Consider the following 21277-nt stretch of genomic DNA (forward strand, 5'->3'; position numbering starts at 1 on the left):
TGTCGCACCGCTTAGTGATTACACTAGCCGGCACGGATGCAGACGGCCGCGGGCCGGCCATGGAGACAGACGATGTTCGAAGGATTCACGCCGCACCGGATCGATTGCGGCGACGTTGCCATCCACGCGATGGCCGGCGGCCAGGGGCCTGCCTTGCTGTTGCTGCATGGCCACCCGCAGACCCATGCGATCTGGCACAAGGTGGCGCCGTCGCTGGCGCGGCATTTCACCGTGGTGGCCGCCGACCTGCGCGGCTATGGCGACAGCGGCAAGCCGCCGGGTTTGCCGGACCACGCCAACTACAGCAAGCGCACCATGGCCGCCGACCAGCTTGCGCTGATGCGCGCGCTCGGCTTCGAGCGGTTCAGCGTGCTGGCGCACGACCGCGGCGCGCGCGTGGCGCACCGGCTGGCGCTGGATCATCCGCAGGCGGTGACGCGGCTGGTGACGCTGGATATCGCCCCCACGCTGGCGATGTACGCGCAGACCAGCGAGGCCTTTGCGCGCGCCTACTGGCACTGGTTCTTCCTGATCCGGCCGGCGCCATTCCCGGAAACGCTGATCGAAGCGGATCCCGCGCTCTACCTGCGCCAGACCATGGGCGCCCGCAGCGCCGGACTGGCGCCGTTCAGCGACGCCGCCATGGCCGAGTACCTGCGCTGCCTGAGCCTGCCCGGTGCCGCGCACGGGCTGTGCGAGGACTACCGCGCCAGTGCCACCATCGACCTCGAACATGACCGCGCCGACCTTGCCGCCGGCCGCATGGTCGAGTGCGAGATGCTGGCACTGTGGGGCGAGCAGGGCGCCGTCGGGCAGTGTTTCCGTCCGCTGGACGAATGGCGCAAGGTGGCGCGGCGCGTGCGCGGGCATGCGCTGCCGTGCGGCCACTACATTGCCGAAGAAATGCCGGAACGGCTGCTGGAAGAAGTGCTGCCGTTCCTGCGCGGCTGAAGATCCCGCGCGCAGGTTACCCGTCCGGCCCGTGGCATTTCGCCGCATCAGCGCCTGCGGCATGTCGCAACAGGCGCTTTTTTACCTTCCCACGTTACGAAAAGTCACCAGTACATCTCAGGGAAATCCGATTGCCACTTACATACATTCGTGAATGGATGTATGATTTTGCGAAAAATTCATATTCCCGCAACGAGTTTATTGTCGGTCCTGAGATGACATACCGCTTTATTGCTATCGCACTGGTGAGCTGGGTGGGCGTCTGCGCCACCGCAGGCTGGGTCGTCGAACGCCTCTGGAGCTGAGGCAGCGCCCTGGGAGCGGGCCCCGGCCGCGCAAGGGTCCAACCCCGGCACCTGTTTCCCTACCGGCTACCTGCGCTACCGCTTCTGATGTGGCCGCGCGTCAGGCGGCGGCACGCGGCGCCTGCGCCAGGCTGTCGAAGAATTGCCACAGCTGCGGCGCGTCGCCGGTGGCCACGTTGAAGCGGATCCACGGCGAATCGGTCTCGTCCGGCTCGAAGTACGAGCCCGGCGCCAGCCAGATGCCGTGCTCCAGCGCCAGCGTGGCCAGGCGGTTGCCGCCCAGCGGCTCGCCGCGCCGGCTTGCCTGCAGCCGCTGCTGGATATCGTCGCGCAGCCGCGCCCAGGCGAACATCCCGCCTTCGGGACGCAGCAGCACCGCCAGGCCGTGCGCCTCCATCTTTTCCGTCACCAGGTCCTGCTGCGCGCGCAGCCGCTCGGCCAGCGCGGCCACGTGGCGGCCATAGTGGCCGCTGGTCAGCACCGAGTAGACCAGGCGCTCGGTCACTTCCGACGAGGTCAGCCCGACCGCCATCTTGGTCCGCGCGAAGGCCTTGGCCAGGTCGGGGCTGGCGGCCAGGTAGCCCACGCGCAGCGACGGCGTGATGGTCTTGGAAAAGCCATTGACGTAGACCACCTGCGACAGCCCGTCCATGGCCGCCAGCATCGGCGAGCCGGCCGGTGCCAGCTCGCGGTAGATATCGTCCTCCACCACCAGCAGCCGGTGCTGCTCGGCGAGCTGCAGCGCGCGGAAGGCGTTCATGCTGCTGAGACTGGCACCGGTCGGGTTCTGCAGCACGGTGTTGACGAAGAGGGCGCGGGGAGTGTGGGCACGGATCGCGTCGTCGAGCGCATCGGTGTCCAGCCCGGCCGCCGAACGCGGCACGCCGATGACGCGCAGCCCCGCCAGCCGCAGGATCTGCAGCAGGTTGCAATAGCAGGGCGATTCCACCAGCACGGTGTCGCCCGCGCGCAGCAGCGTGCGCACCACCAGGTCCAGCGCCTGGGTCGCGCCCTGCGTCAGCACCACCTGCTGCGCCTGCAGCGGGATGCCGTACTGGCCGAGGCCGGTGGCGATATGCTCGCGCAGCGGCGCGAATCCGTAGGGATGGCCGTAGCCCGACAGCTGTGCCGCCGGCACCCGTGCCGAGGCGCGCATGGCCTGGTGCAGGCCCTCCTCGTTGAGCCAGTCGCCCGGGAGCCAGCCGGCGCCGGCCTTGATCGGCACGGAATGATCGGCGAAGACATCCGACAGCAGCCACGCCGCGTTCAGTCCCGGCGCTTCCCATTGCGGCGCACGGGTGCTGCCGGTGGGCGCGTGGCGGTGCGCCACGGTGTAGCCGGAGCCCGGCCGCGCGGCCAGGTAGCCCAGTGCGGTCAGCCGCCCGTAGGCCTCCGCCACGGTGAAGGTGCTGACCTGGTGGTGCTGGGCAAAGCGGCGTACCGACGGCAGCGTCGTGCCCGCGCGCAGCGCGCGCTGTTCCACCAGCGCGGCGATGCCGGCGACGATCTGCTCGGTCAGGGTTTCGCCGCCGCGGCGGCTGCGGGTCAGGTTCAGGGTCAGCATCGGAAGCGTTGCACCAGGCACCTCGTCAGGCGCGAACCTGTACAGTTTAGCGGGCTGCACCGGGCGCCGGGTGCGGCGCCATTCCGGGTTGCGAAATTTGCCGCAGTGCAGCGCGGGATGCCGCACGGTATTGGCAAGCGCCATGTGGCAAGCGCCATGTGGCAGGCGGCGGGCACGGCGGTCGGCGCGGCTGCTTGCCTGCACGGTTTGGCATGATCAAACTGTACGGTAAGGCGGTGCTCTCCGGACTGTATATTTTGTCGGCCAGACGCCGCCGGTAGAGTGGCCGTCATTGCCGCCGTTCCGCGCCCGCTTCGGTGCTCGCCACTCGCCGTGGTGCCGGAACGGCGTCAGCCAACCGACCCGCCCAATTTCCAATTGCCCCGAGGAGGACGTATGGACGCCGCCAAGACCGTGATTCCCGATCTCGATGCCCTGTGGATGCCCTTCACCGCCAACCGCCAGTACAAGGCGGCGCCGCGCCTGCTGGCGTCGGCAAGCGGCATGTACTACACCACCCACGACGGCCGCCAGATCCTGGACGGTTGCGCCGGCCTCTGGTGCGTGGCCGCGGGCCACTGCCGCAAGGAGATCGCCGACGCCGTCGCGCGCCAGGCGGCCACGCTGGACTATGCGCCGCCGTTCCAGATGGGCCACCCGCTGTCGTTCGAGGCCGCCACCAAGGTGGCCGCGGTCATGCCGCACGGGCTGGACCGCATCTTCTTCACCAACTCGGGTTCGGAGTCGGTCGACACCGCGCTGAAGATCGCGCTGGCGTACCACCGCGCGCGCGGCGAAGGCCAGCGCACCCGCTTTATCGGCCGCGAGCGCGGCTACCACGGCGTGGGCTTCGGCGGCATGGCGGTGGGCGGCATCGGCCCGAACCGCAAGGCCTACTCGGCCAACCTGATGCCGGGCACGGACCACCTGCCGGCCACGCTCAACATCGCCGAGGCCGCCTTCTCCAAGGGCCAGCCGCAATGGGGCGCGCACCTTGCCGACGAGCTGGAGCGCATCCTTGCGCTGCATGATCCGGCCAACGTCGCCGCCGTGATCGTCGAGCCGCTGGCCGGCTCCGCCGGCGTGCTGGTGCCGCCGGTCGGCTACCTGGAAAAGCTGCGCGAGATCACCAGCAGGCATGGCATCCTGCTGATCTTCGATGAAGTGATCACCGCCTTCGGCCGCCTCGGCGCGGCCACCGCTGCCGAGCGCTTCAACGTCACGCCGGACCTGATCACGATGGCCAAGGCGATCAACAACGCCGCCGTGCCGATGGGCGCCGTCGCGGTGCGCCGCGAAGTGCACGACACCGTGGTCAACGCTGCCGCGCCGGGCACGATCGAGCTGCTGCACGGCTATACCTACTCCGGCCACCCGCTGGCCGCTGCCGCTGCCGTTGCCACGCTCGACCTCTACCAGCGCGAGAACCTGTTCGGCCGCACCGCCGAGCTGTCGCCGGTGTTCGAAGCGGCGGTGCACAGCGTACGCGGCGCGCCGCACGTGAAGGACATCCGCAACTTCGGCATGGTGGCCGGGATCGAACTGGAGTCGCGTCCGGGCCAGCCCGGCATGCGTGCCTACGAGGCCTTCCTCAAGTGCCTGGAGCTGGGCGTGCTGGTGCGCTACACCGGCGACATCCTGGCGTTCTCGCCGCCGCTGATCATCTCGGAAGCGCAGATCGGCGAGCTGTTCGATACGGTGAAGAAGGCGCTGCAGGACATCAAGTAAGCGGCGCACGCCGCATTGCATGGCTGCCGGGCCTTCGGGTCCGGCCTCTCTGGTTGCGTGCCACGGGGGGCGCTCAGGTGCGTGCTCAGGGGCGTGCTCAGGGGCGTGCTCAGGTGCGCGCCGTGGCCATCGAAGTAAATCCCGAGTGCGCATCGCAGAAAACCGGCAACTGGCCGAAATCCAGCTGCACCGCGGCGGCTAGGCATCAGCGCGCGCCGCGCTCCGCCGCGGCCTTCATGAAGGCCACCGCGCGCGGCTCGTTGGCATAGGCGGCGTTGATGCGGATCCACGCCGAGGTCTCGCCGCCGGGCCGGAAGTAATTGCCCGGCGCCAGCGTCACGCCGTATTCCTCGCCCAGCGTCACCAGCTCGCGCGAATCCTCGATGCAGGGCGGGCGCGCCCACAGGAAGTTGCCGCCGCTCGGCTCGCAGAACACTTCCCAGCCGCAGCCGGTCAGCTGCCGCACCGCGTTGGCCGATGCCTCGCGCACGCGCAGGCGCAGCCGCTCGACATATTTGCGATAGCCGCCGCGCTCCAGCAGCGCGGCCGTCACCGCTTCCGCGAAGTGCGAGCCGGCGACGCTGGTCAGTACCTTCACGTCGACCAGGTCCTTGACCAGCGCCTTGTCGGCGACCACATAGCCGATCCGCAGCGATGCCGACACCGTCTTGGAAAACCCGCCGATGTAGATCACGTGCTCAAGCTGGTCCAGCGTGGCCAGCCGGTCGGTGAAGTGCGTCTGGAAGTCCGAGAAGATATCGTCCTCGACAAAGCGGAAGCCGTGCCGGCGCGCCAGCTCCAGCAGCCGGAACGCGACCGGCGGCGCCAGCGTGGCGCCGGTGGGGTTCTGCAGCACGCTGTTGGTGAAGAATAGCTTGGGCTTGTGCTGGCGCAGCAGCGCCTCGCACGCGTCGGGGTCCGGGCCGTGGGGCGTGTGCGGCACGCCCACCAGCTGCACGCCATGCAGCCGCAGCAGGCCGAACAGGTTGTAGTAGCCGGGATCCTCCACGAACACCGTATCGCCGGGCTTGAGCAGGTGGCGCACCACCAGGTCCAGCGCCTGGCTGGCGCCGCTGGTGATCAGCACCTGCGGCAGTTCCGCCGCGATGCCGAGCTGGCGCACGCGCAGCAGCACCTGCCTGCGCAGTTCCGGATGGCCCAGCGGCGTGGCGTAGTGGATCACGCTGTCGATCTCGGTGCGCGAGATCGCGCGGATCGCCTGCTGCAGCCCTTCCACGTCGCGCCAGGTCTCGGGCACGAAGCCGCCGGCCAGCTTCAGCGTGCTGCTGGGGTGGTTGAACTGCTCCAGGATATGGTCCGAAAGATCCTCCGCCAGGCTGGGGTCCGACCAGCCGCGCGCCGAGCGTCCCGCGAGGGGGCTGTCCGCCACGTAGAAGCCCGACCCCTGCCGCGAATCCAGCAGCCCCTGCGACACCAGCCGGTCATAGGCCTCGATCACGGGGAAGCGGCTGATGCCGTTTTCTGCGGCCAGCTGGCGAATCGACGGCAGCTTTGCGCCCGGCCGGGCCTCGCGGTTGCCGATCCACGACTTCACGCCATTGACGATCTGATCGGTCAGTGGAATCCCGGTGGAAGCATCTAATATGAGTTTCATAGGCAGGCAGCCGGGGGAAACCGGGATATGCAACTGACAGGGCAACTGTCAGTGCAACTGTCAGGGAAAACTACTGAACAGTTCATCGAAAACTGTTCACAACTGTACATGGGATTGTAGTGAGGGATGCGAATAATGGAAGCGTGGCGGAGAAATCGAGACCGCCGGCTCCAGGAGTGCATCATGCGCGAACTACGTACCTTCGAACTGAACAAGCCCGGACAGCCAGTGAGCTGGCGCGCCGGTTACGGGCAGACCGTCTGCGCGGCGGCGGGCAAGCTGTGGGTGACGGTCGAGGGCAATCCCAACGATATCTGGCTGGAGCCCGGGCAGGAACTGGCCCTGCCGGAGGGCTATCGCGTATGGCTGTCGGGCGATGGTTCGGGGGCACGCTTCACGCTGGCCCAGACGCCGGCCCCGTGGTCGATGCGGCGGATGGCGGCGTGGCTGCACGCGCTGCGGCATCGGGTGGAAGAGCACAGTACGGATGCGTTTGGAGAGTGCCCGCAGATCCGGGCGTTGTGCCGGTGATTTCCTGCCTTGCCGGCGAAGTACCCGAAGGCCACCGTGAGTGGCCTTTTGTTTGCCCGCCATCCGTCGCGGACCCATACTCTAGTCAGCACTGCGACGCAGCGCCGTTGGGGTTCTGCCCCATTGATTGACGTTTACGTCAACGTCATATAATCGACCAGCCCCAACCCGGGGCACAGCCCGCGCAACGCAAGTCAAGCCGGCACAGACCAGCACCCCAGGCGGACCTCGCGGTGGCAGCCAACACCCTGAGACGGTGGAGACAATGACCGACCTTTCCGATGTGCATGATGTGCGCCGCGGCGCGCCGCAGCCCAAGCCGGTACAGCAGGGCCGCGGTCCGGCCAACAAGGTGCGCTTTGTCACGGCGGCGTCGCTGTTCGACGGCCATGACGCCTCGATCAACATCATGCGCCGCATCCTGCAGTCGCACGGCTGCGAGGTGATCCACCTGGGCCACAACCGCTCGGTCGAGGAAGTGGTCACGGCGGCCCTGCAGGAAGACGCGCAGGGCATTGCCATCTCCAGCTACCAGGGTGGCCACGTCGAGTACTTCCAGTACATGGTCGACCTGCTGCGCGAACAGGGCGGCGAGCATGTGCAGGTGTTCGGCGGCGGCGGCGGCGTGATCGTGCCGGACGAGATCCGCGAATTGCAGGCCTACGGCGTGGCGCGCATCTACAGCCCGGAAGACGGGCAACGCATGGGCCTGGCCGGCATGATTGCCGACATGGTGCAGCGCTGCGACATCGACCTGTCAAGCTACGCGCCCACTTCGCTCGACCCGGTTGCCGGCGGCGACCGCCGCGCGCTGGCGCAGCTGATGACCGCGCTGGAAAACGGCAAGGCCGATGCCGCGCTGGTGCAGGCGATGCAGGCGCAGGCGAAGCAGGCCGCGATCCCGGTCCTCGGCATCACCGGCACCGGCGGCGCCGGCAAGTCGTCGCTGACCGACGAACTGATCCGCCGCTTCCGCCTCGACCAGCAGGACGCGCTGTCGATCGCGGTGATCTCGATCGACCCGTCGCGCCGCAAGTCGGGCGGCGCGCTGCTGGGCGACCGCATCCGCATGAACGCGATCAACCATCCGAACATCTTCATGCGCTCGCTGGCCACGCGCGAGGCGGGCTCGGAGATCTCGCAGGCATTGCCGGACGTGATCGCGGCATGCAAGGTGGCGGGCTTCGACCTGGTGATCGTGGAGACCTCGGGCATCGGGCAGGGCGACGCGGCGATCGTGCCGCATGTTGATTTGTCGCTGTACGTGATGACGCCCGAGTTCGGCGCGGCCAGCCAGCTCGAGAAGATCGACATGCTGGACTTTGCCGACTTTGTCGCCATCAACAAGTTCGACCGCAAGGGCGCGCAGGATGCGTGGCGCGACGTGGCCAAGCAGGTGCAGCGCAACCGCGAGCAATGGCACGGCAAGCCGGAAGACATGCCGGTGTACGGCACGCAGGCGTCGCGCTTCAATGACGATGGCGTGACCATGCTGTACCAGGGCTTGCGCGCGGCGCTGGCCGAGCGCGGCCTGAAGTTGCGGCCCGGCACGCTGCCCGAGCTGTGGGGACGCATCTCCACCGGCCAGAACGTGATCGTGCCGCCGGCACGCAGCCGCTACCTCGCCGAGCTGGCCGACACGGTGCGCGCTTACCATCGCCGCGTGGTGGAGCAAAGCCGTATCGCGCGCGAGCGCCAGCAGTTGCGCGAATCCAGTCGCATGCTGCAGGCGGCGCAGGGCCAAGGCGATGGCGGCGCTGCACTCGATGCACTCGCCGCCGAACGCGACAGCGCGCTTGGCCAGGTAGAGCGCAAGCTGCTGGCGATGTGGCCGCAGATGCGTGAGGCCTACAGCGGCGACGAATACGTGGTGAAGATCCGCGACAAGGAGATCCGCACCGGACTGGTCACGACGACGCTGTCAGGCACCAAGGTGCGCAAGGTGGTGCTGCCGCGCTTCGAGGACGAAGGCGAGGTGCTGAAGTGGCTGATGCGCGAGAACGTGCCCGGCAGCTTCCCTTACACCGCCGGCGTGTTTGCCTTCAAGCGCGAGAACGAGGATCCCACGCGCATGTTCGCCGGAGAGGGCGATGCGTTCCGCACCAACCGGCGCTTCAAGCTGGTGTCCGAGGGCATGGAGGCCAAGCGCCTGTCGACTGCGTTCGACTCGGTCACGCTGTACGGCGAAGACCCGCACGTGCGCCCGGATATCTATGGCAAGGTCGGCAATTCGGGCGTGTCGATCGCCACGCTCGACGACATGAAGGTGCTGTACGACGGCTTCGACCTGACCAGTCCGTCGACGTCGGTGTCGATGACCATCAACGGCCCGGCGCCGACCATCCTGGCGATGTTCATGAACACCGCCATCGACCAGCAGCTCGACAAGTTCCGCGCGGACAACCAGCGCGAGCCGACCGCCGACGAAGAGGCCAAGATCCGCACCTGGGTGCTGCAGAACGTGCGCGGCACGGTGCAGGCCGATATCCTCAAGGAGGACCAGGGCCAGAACACCTGCATCTTCTCCACCGAGTTCTCGCTCAAGGTGATGGGCGATATCCAGGAGTACTTCGTGCACCACCAGGTGCGCAACTTCTACTCGGTGTCGATCTCGGGCTACCACATCGCCGAGGCCGGCGCGAACCCGATCTCGCAGCTCGCCTTCACGCTTTCCAACGGCTTCACCTACGTGGAAGCGTACCTGGCGCGCGGCATGCATATCGACGACTTCGCGCCCAACCTGTCGTTCTTCTTCTCCAACGGCATGGACCCGGAATACAGCGTGCTGGGCCGCGTCGCGCGCCGCATCTGGGCGGTGACGATGCGCGACAAGTACGGCGCCAATGAACGCAGCCAGAAGCTCAAGTACCACATCCAGACCTCGGGCCGCTCGCTGCACGCGCAGGAGATCGATTTCAACGATATCCGCACCACGCTGCAGGCGCTGATCGCGATCTACGACAACTGCAATTCGCTGCACACCAACGCCTACGACGAGGCCATCACCACGCCCACCGGCGAATCGGTGCGCCGCGCGCTGGCGATCCAGCTGATCATCAACCGCGAGTGGGGCGTGGCCAAATGCGAGAACCCCAACCAGGGCAGCTTCCTGATCGAGGAACTGACCGACCTGGTGGAAGAAGCGGTGCTGCAGGAATTCGAGCGCATCGCCGAGCGCGGCGGCGTGCTGGGCGCGATGGAGACCGGCTACCAGCGCGGCAAGATCCAGGAAGAGTCGCTCTACTACGAGCAGCTCAAGCATGACGGCACGCTGCCGCTCATCGGCGTGAACACCTTCCGCAATCCGGATGGCGACCCGGTCCCGCAAAAGCTGGAGCTGGCGCGCTCCAGCGAGGCCGAGAGGCAGAGCCAGCTGGACCGCCTGCACGCGTTCCAGCAAGGCCATTCCGGCGAAGCCCCGGCGATGCTGCAGCGGCTGCGCCAGGCGGTGATCGACAACCAGAACGTGTTCGCGGTGCTGATGGACGCGGTGCGGGTCTGCTCGCTGGGGCAGATCACGCACGCGCTGTTCGAGGTGGGTGGGCAGTACCGGCGCAATATGTAGACCCGGATACACGTAGTGCCCGGCTCAGTGACCGGTAATCGCGCAGGGCGGCCGCAGTGAAGGGCCGCCCTGCGTTACACTCGGATGCTGCGCCGCACCGTAGCGCAACATAGCGCCTGGCGGCAAAAAATCCCGAGACAACCGCAATACGAGACCATGGACAGCCAGTACAACCCGAACAATATCTTTGCCAAGATCCTGCGCGGCGAGATGCCGTGCATCAAGGTGTACGAGGACGACGACACCATCGCATTCATGGACATCATGCCGCAGGCCGACGGCCATACGCTGGTGGTGCCCAAGGAGGCCGCGGTCAATCTCTTCGACCTGTCTGAGCAGGGCGCACAGGCGGCCATCGTGGCCACCCAGCGCGTGGCGCGCGCGGTGCGCGCGGCCTTCAGCCCCGACGGCATCTCGATCGGCCAGTTCAACGGCGCAGCGGCGGGCCAGACCGTGCCGCATATCCATTTCCACATCGTGCCGCGCTACAACGACCAGGCGCTGCGCGGCCACGCGCGCGACATGCAGGAGCCGGAAGTGCTCAAGGGGCATGCCGAGCGCATCATCGCCGCGCTGGGCAAGCAGGCGGATTGACGCAAACATCGATAAGCAACCAGCAGACAGAGGAAGAGAAGATGGCAATCAGGACAGTAGGTATCGTCGGTGCCGGCACCATGGGCAATGGCATCGCCCAGGCCTGCGCGGTAGTGGGACTGAACGTGGTGATGGTCGACATCAGCGACGCCGCCGTGCAGAAGGGCGTGGCTACCGTGGCGGGCAGCCTGGACCGGCTGATCAAGAAGGAAAAGCTGACCGAGGCGCAGAAGGCTGACGCGCTGGCGCGCATCAAGGGCAGCACCTCGTATGACGACCTCAAGGCCACCGACATCGTGATCGAGGCCGCCACCGAGAACTACGACCTGAAGGTCAAGATCCTCAAGCAGATCGACGGCATCGTCGGCGAGAACGTGATCATCGCGTCCAACACCTCGTCGATCTCGATCACCAAGCTGGCGGCGGTGACTTCGCGCGCCGACCGCTTCATCGGCATGCACTTCTTCAACCCGGTGCCGGTGATGGCGCTGGTCGAACTGATCCGCGGCCTGCAGACCAGCGACGCCACCCATGGCGCCGTGGAAGCGCTGGCCAAGGAACTGGGCAAGTACCCGATCACGGTCAGGAACAGCCCGGGCTTCGTCGTCAACCGCATCCTGTGCCCGATGATCAATGAAGCCTTCTGCGTGCTGGGCGAAGGCCTGGCCTCGCCGGAAGAGATCGACGAAGGCATGAAGCTGGGCTGCAACCACCCGATCGGCCCGCTGGCGCTGGCCGACATGATCGGCCTGGACACCATGCTGGCCGTGATGGAAGTGCTGTACACCGAATTCGCCGATCCGAAGTATCGTCCGGCGATGCTGATGCGCGAGATGGTGGCTGCGGGCTACCTGGGGCGCAAGACCGGTCGCGGCGTGTACGTCTACAGCAAGTAATTCAGGCGGCACTCGCCGCGCCTGACCCGTTGCCCCGTGCCGGGGTGACGCTGGTCGTATCGCTCAGGGGCCGCCGCGTGCGGCCCCTGCCATTTCCCGGGTCGGCGGTCTCTTCGCCAAATCCCGCTTACACGCCGTTATAAATCGAAACACTCCGCCGCACCCGGTAACAGGAATGCCCGGTACAGTGCACCCATTCCATTTACGACAAAAAGAAACCCAATGCTGCCTCCGGTTCTTGTTGCCGCCTTGCTGGCGGGCGCGATGTCGCTGCTTGCCGCCCGTTCGGCCATGGCCCATGTCGATGTCGGCGTGCATATCGGCACGCCCGCGCCGGTCTACGTCGCCCCTGCGCCCGTCTATGTGGCACCGCCGCCGCCGGTCGTTTATGCGCCGCGCTATCACGGCTGGCATGGCGACCGCTACTGGGACGGCCGCCGCTGGTATGGGCGGCATGAGTGGCATGGACACCGCCATCACCATCGCCACCATCGGCACCACCACCATCGCCATGGGCACGGCCACGGTCACGGTCACGGTCACGGCCGTCACGGGCATCGCCACTGAGCGGCCGCGGGGCTGAGGTGCCCTGAGGTGCCGCCGCTCAGCGCAGCAGCACCAGCCGTGGCACCGCGTCGGCGCCGCTCCACACCACCGCGTTCTGTCCGAATCTCTCGCCCAGCCGCCGCGCATCCTCCAGCGACAGGCCCGGCACCAGAAAGCTCGGCTCGGCCGGCCAGCCGTTGGCAGGGTGCTCGCCGGCGGCAGCCATCGAGCGCAATCCCATCTCGGCCACGTCCTGCGCCAGCGCCTGCTGGCGCGCAGCGTTGGCGTTGTCGTCGCAACGCTGACTGAACGGGTTGGCGGCGGTAATGAAAGCGCTGCACGTTACGCCAAGCGCCTGGTGCAGCGTTGCCAGCGGTACGCTGGCCTGGTCGACCCGCAAGATCATCGGCGCATCGCCCAGCACGCGATAGTGCGTTTCGCGATACGCCTGCAGCGTAGCGGCGTCGATGACGGTGGCCACCGCTACTCTCCGTACTGCCGCAATCCGTCGAGGTCCAGCACCTCGATCACGCCGTAGTCCACCCGCATCAGCCTCTGCTGCTCCAGCACCTTCAACGCCTGGTTGGCGCGCTGGCGAGAGATGCCGGCAAGCAGGCCGATCTCTTCCTGCGAGATCTCCAGCGTCTTGCCGATGCCAGGATACAGGTGCTCATTGAACAGCGACGACACCGCGCGTGCCACGCGCGAATCGATGTCGAGCGAGCGTTCATATTCCACCGCCGCGATGAACTGCCCCAGGCGCTCGTTGAGCTGCGTCAGCAGGAAGCGCGTGAACGGCAGGCTGGTCTCCAGCAGCCACTGAAAAGTCTCGAGCGGCAGGAAGGCGATGGTCGAGCGGCGCAGCGCCATCACGTCGTACTTGCGGATCTCCGACTTGAGCACCGCGCCTTCACCGAACCAGCCGCCGGTGGGCACGCCGGTGAAGGTCACCGACTTGCCAGACGGCGAGACCGTGGTGATCTTGACGATGCCCTCCAGCACGCCCATCCAGTGCTCGGCCTTGTCGCCCTTGTGGCTGACGTACTCGCCCTGGCTGTATTCGTGCACGACCATCGCGCGGCGCACGCGTTCGCGCTGCTCGGGACTCAGGTCTGCTGCCCACACGCAGCGGTCGACAAAATCGTTCAGCATGGCCTGCAAAAGCTCCCGTAGGGATTAACCCGGAATTGTCACCGGCGTGACAACCGGGGTGGTTGGCATGGGCTATCGTACGATCACAACGGAACCGCGGGTGCCAGAAAGGGCACGCCGGGAAGGCAGAAGGCGCTTCCCCGGCCCCTCCAGACAAGGCACAGACGGGCTTGATGCGATGCGGCAGATGCCGCCGGGCAAAGCAAGCCAAGTATAACGACCGGACCGGCGCTTGACACCGGGCGTGGATCCCCACGCCGGAGGGACAGGAGACAGCGATGCAGGAATCGTCGGCGACGACCTTCCCGCGATGGCTGCTGGCGCACGCCCAGCAGCGGCCGGAGCATCCGGCCTATCGCGAAAAGGATCTCGGCATCTGGCAGACATACAGCTGGGCCCAGGCGGCACAGCAGGTGAGGGCGCTGGCATGTGGTCTGGCCGCGCTCGGATTCAAACGCGGCATGAACCTCGCGGTGGTTGGCGACAACCGCCCCCGCCTGTACTGGGCCATGACCGCGGCACAGGCGCTGGGCGGCGTGCCGGTGCCGCTGTACCAGGACGCCATCGCCAACGAGATGGTGTACGTGCTCAACGATGCGGAGATCGAGTTCGCCATCGTCGAGGACCAGGAGCAGGTCGACAAGCTGCTCGAAGTCGAGGCCCAGCTGGCCGAGTCCGGCCGCGTCGTGCGCCACGTCATCTATGAAGACCCGCGCGGCCTGCGCGACTACGAGCATCCTTCGCTGATGTCATACGAGCGGCTGCAGGAGCTGGGGCGCGAATACGACCAGGCGCACCCGGGCTTCTACGATGAAGCGATTGCCGCGGGCCAGGCTGACGACACCGCGATCATCCTCTATACGTCCGGCACTACCGGCAAGCCCAAGGGCGTGTGCCATTCGCACGCGGGCCTGATCGGCTCGGCGCGCAACGGGTGCGCTTTCGACGGCCTGACCGCGAAGGACGACGTGCTGTCGTACCTGCCGATGGCATGGGTGGGCGACAACCTGTTCTCCTATGCGCAGGCGATGGTGGCGGGCTTCACGGTGAATTGCCCGGAATCGCGCGAGACCGTGATGACCGACCTGCGCGAGATCGGCCCCACCTATTACTTCGCACCGCCGCGCATCTATGAAGGCCTGCTGACGCAGGTGATGATCCGCATGGAAGATGCGGGCTGGATCAAGCGCAAGGTGTTCCACTGGGCGATGGACGTGGCGCGCCGCTGCGGCGCGGATATCCTCGACGGACGCCCGGTGTCCGCCATGGAGCGCGCGCGTTACGCACTGGGCGAAGCGCTGGTCTACGGCCCGCTGCGCAACGTGCTCGGCATGAGCCGCATCCGCGTGGGCTATACCGCCGGCGAGGCGATCGGTCCGGACCTGTTCCGCTTCTACCGCTCCATCGGCGTGAACCTGAAGCAGTTCTATGGCCAGACCGAGACCTGCGCCTACGTCTGCCTGCAGCCCGACGGGCAGGTCAAGTTCGATTCCGTGGGACCGGCCGCGCCGGGCATGGAGATCCGCATCGCCGACAACGGCGAGGTGCTGGTGCGCGGCGTGGGCCTGCTCAAGTCCTACTACAAGCGCGACGATGCCACGCGGGAGGCCATCAACGACGAGGGCTACTTCATGACCGGAGACGCCGGCGTGATCGATGCCGACGGCCACCTGAAGATCATCGACCGCGCCAAGGACGTGGGCAAGCTCGCCGACGGCTCGATGTTCGCGCCCAAGTACATCGAGAACAAGCTCAAGTTCTTCCCGTACATCAAGGAAGCGGTGGCGTTCGGCAGCGACCGCGACCAGGTCTGCGCCTTCATCAACATCGACTTCGAGGCAGTGGGCAACTGGGCCGAACGCCGTCACCTCCCGTACGCGGGCTATATCGACCTGGCCGCGCAGCCCGACGTGATCGAGATGATCGGCGAATGCGTGAACCAGGTGAATGCGGATCTCGCCAACGATCCCATGCTGGCCGGCTCGCAGGTCGCGCGCTTCCTGATCCTGCACAAGGAACTGGACCCGGACGACGACGAGCTGACGCGCACGCGCAAGGTGCGCCGCGGCTATATCGCCGAGAAATACGGCGTGCTGGTGGATGCGCTCTACGCGGGCAAGTCCGAGCAGTACATCGAGACGCGCGTCAAGTTCGAGGACGGGCGCGAGGGCAGCGTGTCGGCCACGCTGAAGCTGGTCGATGCGAAGCGCCTGCCCCCGGCGGCACGCGCGGCATAAGAGCATAGGGCGGAGACATCAAGATGACGCAAGTGGCCTGGCAAGGCGCCGGCAAGCCTGAATGGACCGGCACCGCACGTACCGACGCGAGCGCGGCCGGCGGCAGCGGCGCGATGGCGCCCGCGGGCCCGCTGTCCCCGGCGGGACTGGCGGACGACAGCGGTGCGCAACCCGGCACGCATCACGCGCAGCGCACGGGCGAACAAGCCCGCACCGGCGGCGAGGTGATCCTGGACCTGCAGCATATCTCGCTGTCGTTCGGCGGCGTGAAGGCGCTGACCGATATCTCGTTCGACGTCTGCGAGCACGAGATCCGCGCGATCATCGGCCCCAATGGCGCGGGCAAGAGCTCGATGCTGAACGTGATCAACGGCGTGTACCACCCGCAGCAGGGACGCATCGTGTTCCGCGGCGAGGAGCGCAAGCAGATGCACCCGACCGCCGCCGCGCGGCAGGGCATCGCGCGCACGTTCCAGAACATCGCGCTGTTCAAGGGCATGACGGTGCTGGACAACATCATGACCGGGCGCAACACGCAGTTCCGCACCGGGCTGTTCGCGCATGCGCTGTGGTGGGGGCCGGCGCGCAACGAAGAGATGCGCCACCGCCAGAAGGTCGAGGAAGTGATCGATTTCCTGGAGATCCAGTCGATCCGCAAGACGCCGGTGGGACGCCTGCCGTATGGGCTGCAGAAGCGCGTGGAGCTGGCGCGCGCGCTGGCCGCAGAGCCGTCGATGCTGCTGCTCGACGAACCGATGGCCGGCATGAACGTGGAAGAGAAGCAGGACATGTGCCGCTTCATCCTCGATGTGAACCGGCAGTTCGGTACCACCATCGTGCTGATCGAGCACGACATGGGCGTGGTGATGGATATCTCCGACCGCGTGGTGGTGCTGGACTACGGCAAGAAGATCGGGGACGGGACGCCAGAGGAGGTGAAGGGCAATCCGGACGTGATCAAGGCCTATTTGGGCACGTCTCACTGATTGTTTGCTCCCCTCTCCCGCGCGCGGGAGAGGGGGGCCCGACACCGGTATTGGTGGACCAACAGAAGCAAGCAAAGGCAAACCATGACGTTCTTCTTTGAAATCCTGCTCGGCGGCCTGCTGTCCGGCCTGATGTATTCGCTGGTGGCGCTGGGCTTCGTGCTGATCTACAAGGCCTCGGGCGTGTTCAACTTTGCCCAGGGCGCGATGGTCTACTTTGCCGCGCTGGCAGTGGTGGGGCTGATGGACAAGGGCATGCCGATGTGGGCGGCGGTGATCGGCGCCTTCGCGGTGATGGTCCTGGTCGGCATGTGCACCGAGCGCTTCGTGCTGCGCAAGCTGGTCAACCAGCCACCGATCACGCTGTTCATGGCGACCATCGGGCTGTCGTTCTTCCTGGAGGGACTGGGACCGCTCTTGTTCGGCAATGAAGTGCGCCCGATCAACCTGGGCATCGTCGACGAGCCGATCGAATCGATCCTGACCAGCTTCAACATCGTCATCTCCAAGTTCGACATTGCCGCAGCGGCGATTGCCGGCGCGCTGGTGGGGTCGCTGGCTCTGTTCTTCCAGTACACCAAGGTCGGCCGCGCGCTGCGCGCGGTGGCCGACGACCACCAGGCCGCGCTGTCGCTGGGCATCCCGCTGCAGAACATCTGGGCGATCGTGTGGGGCGTGGCCGGCTTCGTCGCGCTGGTGGCAGGGATGCTGTGGGGCTCGCGCAATGGCGTGCAGTTCGCGCTGACGCTGACCGCGCTGAAGGCGCTGCCGGTGCTGATCCTCGGCGGCTTTACTTCCGTGCCCGGCGCCATCGTCGGCGGGCTGATCATCGGCGCCTCGGAGAAGCTGGCCGAGATCTATATCCCGCCGGTGTTCCAGTCGATGTTCGGCGGCAATTTCGGCGGCATCGAAGGGTGGTTCCCGTATGTCTTTGCCTTGCTGTTTCTCCTGGTGCGGCCTGAAGGGCTGTTCGGGGAAAAGCATATCGACCGCGTCTGACCGACTTCGCACAGGAGACTTGCCATGTTTTATCGTGAAGCCGGCCAGTTCAAGACCAGCTACATTGCCGACAGCCAGATCTTCCCGATCCGCCAGGACCGCATCGGCTTTGCGCTGCTGATGGCGCTGGCCTTCGTGGTGATCCCGTTCGTCGGCTCGGAATACTGGTTCTCGGCCATCCTGATCCCGTTCCTGATCTTTTCGCTGGCGGCGCTCGGGCTGAACATCCTCACCGGCTATGCCGGCCAGCTCTCGCTGGGCACCGCGGCCTTCATGGCGGTGGGCGCCTATGCGGCCTACAACTTCCAGCTGCGCATCGAAGGCATCCCGGTGCTGCTGTCGTTCCTGCTGGCGGGGCTGTCGGCGGCGCTGGTGGGCGTGGCGTTCGGCCTGCCATCGCTGCGCATCAAGGGCTTCTACCTCGCGGTGGCGACGCTGGCGGCGCAGTTCTTCGTAGTGTGGGCGCTGACCAAGTTCCCCTGGTTCTCCAACAACAGCTCGTCGGGCGTGATCACCGCTCAACGGCTGGACCTGTTCGGCTTCGCCATCGATACGCCGGTGAAGAAGTACCTGTTCGTGCTGGCCATCGTCACGGTGCTGGCGCTGCTGGCCAAGAACCTGGTGCGCTCGGCCACGGGCCGCGCCTGGATGTCGGTGCGCGACATGGACGTGGCGGCCGAGGTGATCGGCATCCCGCTGATGCGCACCAAGCTGATGGCGTTTGCGGTCAGCTCGTTCTACTGCGGCGTGGCCGGCGCGCTGTACGCGTTCTGCTACCTGGGCTCGGTCGAGCCGGACGGCTTCTCGCTGGACCTGTCGTTCCGCGTGCTGTTCATGATCATCATCGGCGGCGTGGGCAGCATCCTGGGCTCGTTCCTGGGCGCGGCGTTCATCCTGCTGCTGCCGATCTTCCTGGACAACGTGCTGCCGCCGCTGGCATCGCTGCTGCACCTGCCCTTTACCAACGCCACCGTGTCGCACATCCAGCTGATGGTGTTCGGCGGGCTGATCATCTTCTTCCTGATCGTGGAGCCGCACGGGCTGGCCCGGATGTGGCAGATCGCCAAGGAGAAGCTGAGGCTGTGGCCATTCCCGCACTGACGGGGCGGGATTCCTTGTCTCACCGTATATACCGCAGGTCCTGAGTGAAGTACTGAAGCCTACACATAACGAAACGCCCCACCGAGGGCGAAGGAGACTGTCATGACCAACCTGATTCGCAACGTGCAACGCGCCGCCCTGGTGGTCAGCGCCGCGGCTGCACTGCTGGCGCCGGCGGTGCCGGCACTGGCGCAAAGCAACGAGCAGTTCGTCGCGCTGCCGAGCTATCGCGTGGGCCCGTATGGCGCCAACGGGCAGTCGTGGTATGGCGGCTTCATCGACTACCTCAACTACGTCAACCTGAAGGATGGCGGCGTCAACGGCGTCAAGATGAGCTGGGAAGAGTGCGAGACCGAGTACAACAACGCCAAGGGCGTCGAGTGCTACGAGCGCCTGAAGTCCAAGAACGCCACCACCAAGGGCACGGCCTATCACGCCATGTCCACCGGCATCTCGTACGCGCTGGTCGACAAGACCGCCGCCGACAAGGTGCCGCTGGTGATGATGGGCTACGGCCGCACCGATGCGGTGGACGGCTCGGTGTTCCCGTACGCGTTCCCGCTGGTGACCACGTACCAGATGCAGGTGTCGGCCATCGTCAAGTACCTGGCGAGCAAGAGCGGCGGCTCGCTGGCCGGCAAGAAGATCGTCTACCTGTACCACGACTCGGCCTATGGCAAGGAGCCGATCGTGGCGCTGCAGGCCGAAGCGCGTCTCGGCAAGTTCAACCTGGTGGAAATTCCCGTGGCGCACCCGGGCAACGAGCAGGGCGCGCAGTGGCTGAAGATCCGCCAGGAGAACCCCGACTACGTGATCTTCTGGGGCTGGGGCGTGATGAACCAGACCGCGCTGAAGGCCGCGCAGAAGGTGGGCTTCTCGCGCGAGAAAATGATCGGCTCCTGGTGGGCGGGCTCCGAGGAAGACACGGTGCCGGCGGGTGATGCCTCCAAGGGCTACATGAGCGCGACCTGGAACGTCGCGGGCAAGAGCGTGCCGCTGATCGCCGATATCGAGAAAGTCGTGTACGGCGCCGGCAAGGGCAACCTGCAGGACAAGAGCAAGATCGGTTCGGTGCTGTACAACCGCGGCGTTTCCGCAGCGGTGGTGACGGTGGAAGCGGTGCGCGTGGCGCAGGGCAAGTTCGGCAAGGGCAAGCCCATGACCGGCGAGCAGATGCGCTGGGCCTTCGAAAACCTGAACCTGACCAACGCGCGCCTGCAGCAACTGGGTGCCACCGGCCTGTTGCCCGAGATCAAGACCAGCTGCGAGAACCACGAGGGCTCGGGCAAGGTGAAGATCCAGCAGTGGGACGGCAGCAAGTGGGTGGTGGTGTCGGACTGGATCGAGGGCAACAAGAGCCTGATCCACCCGCTGTTCAAGGCCACGGCCGCGCAGTATGCGAAGGAGAAGGGGATTACGCCGGGGTGCTCGAAGTCTTGATGCCGGCCAATGCCCGATGGGGTGCTCCCCTCTCCCGCTTGCGGGAGAGGGGCCGGGGGAGAGGGCAGGCGCTCGCAATCCGGAAGGCGCTTACTTCGTCATAGACGCCGCCCTCTCCCTCGCCCCTCTCCCAAAGGGAGAGGGGAGCAAACCAGCGGGAATGCGAAGTCCCAAATTACCGCAACACCAATCCGAGCCACACCATGAGCCTCCTGTCCATCAACAACATCGAAGTCATCTACGATCACGTGATCCTGGTGCTCAAGGGCGTTTCGCTCGAAGTGCCGGAGGGCAAGATCGTGGCGCTGCTCGGCGCCAACGGCGCGGGCAAGACCACCACGCTGAAGGCGATTTCCAACCTGCTGCAGGCCGAGCGCGGCGACGTCACCAAGGGTTCGATCGAGTATCGCGGCGACCGCGTCGACCAGCTCACCCCCAACGACCTGGTACGCCGCGGCGTGATCCAGGTGATGGAAGGGCGCCACTGCTTCGCGCACCTGACCATCGAGGAAAACCTGCTCACCGGTGCGTACACGCGTGGCCTGTCGCGCTCGCAGACGCGCGACGAGCTGGAGAAGATCTACAACTATTTCCCGCGCCTGAAGACGCGCCGCAAGTCGCAGGCGGGCTACACCTCCGGCGGCGAGCAGCAGATGTGTGCGATCGGCCGCGCCATGATGGCCAAGCCGGCGATGATCCTGCTCGACGAACCGTCGATGGGCCTGGCGCCGCAGATCGTCGAAGAGATCTTCGAGATCGTGCGCGACCTGAATTCGCGCGAGAAGGTCAGCTTCCTGCTGGCCGAGCAGAACACCATGGTCGCGCTGCGCTATGCCGACTACGGCTACATCCTGGAAAACGGCCGCGTGGTGATGGACGGCGACGCCGAGTCGCTGCGCACCAACGAGGACGTGAAGGAGTTCTACCTGGGCGTGGCCGCCAACGACGCGGATGGCGGCGCGCGCAAGTCCTTCCGCGACGTCAAGAGTTATCGCCGGCGCAAGCGCTGGCTGGCATAGCGCCGCGCGGTTTATCCCTGGCGTTGCCAACGCGCCGTGGCTGGTTGC

General features: G+C 66.4%; 17 protein-coding genes. 13 read left to right on the plus strand and 4 right to left on the minus strand.

The features are described 5' to 3' along the window. The first annotated feature begins 72 nt into the window (after positions 1–72). Positions 73–951 carry an alpha/beta fold hydrolase gene (locus JTE92_RS13345; protein ID WP_063241174.1) on the plus strand — a complete coding sequence of 293 codons (879 nt, stop codon included), beginning with the start codon at positions 73–75 and terminating at the stop codon, positions 949–951. Between the two features lie 405 nt (positions 952–1356). Here JTE92_RS13345 and JTE92_RS13350 read toward each other — a convergent pair whose 3' ends face one another. Continuing rightward, positions 1357–2820: an aminotransferase-like domain-containing protein gene (locus JTE92_RS13350; protein WP_063241201.1), complete on the minus strand. Its 1464-nt coding sequence runs from the start codon at positions 2818–2820 to the stop codon at positions 1357–1359. A gap of 396 nt (positions 2821–3216) precedes the next feature. On the opposite strand from JTE92_RS13350, the gene aptA reads away from it, so the two are divergent. Then, on the plus strand, positions 3217–4548 hold the full coding sequence (gene aptA, locus JTE92_RS13355) for an omega-aminotransferase AptA (protein WP_063241175.1): 1332 nt from the start codon (positions 3217–3219) through the stop codon (positions 4546–4548). A 205-nt stretch (positions 4549–4753) separates the two neighbouring features. On the opposite strand, the gene JTE92_RS13360 is transcribed toward aptA, so the two are convergent. Then, positions 4754–6163: an aminotransferase-like domain-containing protein gene (locus JTE92_RS13360; protein ID WP_063241176.1), complete on the minus strand. Its 1410-nt coding sequence runs from the start codon at positions 6161–6163 to the stop codon at positions 4754–4756. Positions 6164–6346: 183 nt separating this feature from the next. Here JTE92_RS13360 and JTE92_RS13365 point away from each other — a divergent pair, with 183 nt between their 5' ends. From JTE92_RS13365 to JTE92_RS30710, 5 genes are all read left to right on the plus strand, one after another. Continuing rightward, positions 6347–6694 (plus strand): DUF2917 domain-containing protein, encoded by a 348-nt coding sequence (locus JTE92_RS13365; RefSeq protein ID WP_063241177.1) that lies wholly within the window; start codon positions 6347–6349, stop codon positions 6692–6694. Between the two features lie 265 nt (positions 6695–6959). Next, the gene (gene icmF, locus JTE92_RS13370; protein WP_063241178.1) at positions 6960–10259 is read left to right on the plus strand and encodes a fused isobutyryl-CoA mutase/GTPase IcmF; all 3300 of its coding nucleotides are present in this window, start codon (positions 6960–6962) and stop codon (positions 10257–10259) included. 156 nt (positions 10260–10415) lie between these two features. Then, a complete protein-coding gene (locus JTE92_RS13375) occupies positions 10416–10853 on the plus strand; it encodes an HIT family protein (protein WP_063241179.1) in 438 nt (145 codons plus the stop codon). 11 nt (positions 10854–10864) lie between these two features. Then, the gene (locus tag JTE92_RS13380) at positions 10865–11749 is read left to right on the plus strand and encodes a 3-hydroxybutyryl-CoA dehydrogenase (RefSeq protein WP_327015689.1); all 885 of its coding nucleotides are present in this window, start codon (positions 10865–10867) and stop codon (positions 11747–11749) included. A gap of 454 nt (positions 11750–12203) precedes the next feature. After that, entirely contained in the window at positions 12204–12332 is a 129-nt protein-coding gene (locus tag JTE92_RS30710; protein WP_306431168.1) for a hypothetical protein, read from the plus strand. Positions 12333–12353: 21 nt separating this feature from the next. Here JTE92_RS30710 and JTE92_RS13390 read toward each other — a convergent pair whose 3' ends face one another. Together JTE92_RS13390 and JTE92_RS13395 are read right to left on the minus strand one after the other, a co-directional pair. Continuing rightward, the gene (locus JTE92_RS13390) at positions 12354–12776 is read right to left on the minus strand and encodes a DUF3293 domain-containing protein (protein WP_063241181.1); all 423 of its coding nucleotides are present in this window, start codon (positions 12774–12776) and stop codon (positions 12354–12356) included. Positions 12777–12778: 2 nt separating this feature from the next. Beyond that, positions 12779–13447, minus strand: a complete 669-nt coding sequence (locus tag JTE92_RS13395; RefSeq protein WP_063241182.1) for a Crp/Fnr family transcriptional regulator — start codon at positions 13445–13447, stop codon at positions 12779–12781. A 278-nt stretch (positions 13448–13725) separates the two neighbouring features. Between JTE92_RS13395 and JTE92_RS13400 the strand changes: the two genes are divergently transcribed. The 6 genes from JTE92_RS13400 to JTE92_RS13425 all read left to right on the plus strand — a co-directional run bounded on the left by JTE92_RS13400 (position 13726) and on the right by JTE92_RS13425 (position 21229). Further along, entirely contained in the window at positions 13726–15684 is a 1959-nt protein-coding gene (locus tag JTE92_RS13400; protein WP_063241183.1) for an AMP-dependent synthetase/ligase, read from the plus strand. 23 nt (positions 15685–15707) lie between these two features. Beyond that, complete coding sequence (locus JTE92_RS13405) at positions 15708–16670, plus strand: ABC transporter ATP-binding protein (protein WP_063241184.1); 963 nt, start codon at positions 15708–15710, stop codon at positions 16668–16670. Between the two features lie 84 nt (positions 16671–16754). Further along, complete coding sequence (locus JTE92_RS13410; RefSeq protein WP_063241185.1) at positions 16755–17669, plus strand: branched-chain amino acid ABC transporter permease; 915 nt, start codon at positions 16755–16757, stop codon at positions 17667–17669. Between the two features lie 24 nt (positions 17670–17693). Beyond that, positions 17694–18770, plus strand: a complete 1077-nt coding sequence (locus JTE92_RS13415) for a branched-chain amino acid ABC transporter permease (protein WP_063241186.1) — start codon at positions 17694–17696, stop codon at positions 18768–18770. Positions 18771–18872: 102 nt separating this feature from the next. Then, a complete protein-coding gene (locus JTE92_RS13420; RefSeq protein ID WP_063241187.1) occupies positions 18873–20210 on the plus strand; it encodes an ABC transporter substrate-binding protein in 1338 nt (445 codons plus the stop codon). 203 nt (positions 20211–20413) lie between these two features. Further along, entirely contained in the window at positions 20414–21229 is an 816-nt protein-coding gene (locus JTE92_RS13425) for an ABC transporter ATP-binding protein (RefSeq protein ID WP_063241188.1), read from the plus strand. Positions 21230–21277: the final 48 nt, after the last annotated feature.

Origin of the sequence: Cupriavidus oxalaticus (assembly GCF_016894385.1) — a bacterium.
GTDB classification, from domain to species: Bacteria; Pseudomonadota; Gammaproteobacteria; order Burkholderiales; family Burkholderiaceae; genus Cupriavidus; species Cupriavidus oxalaticus.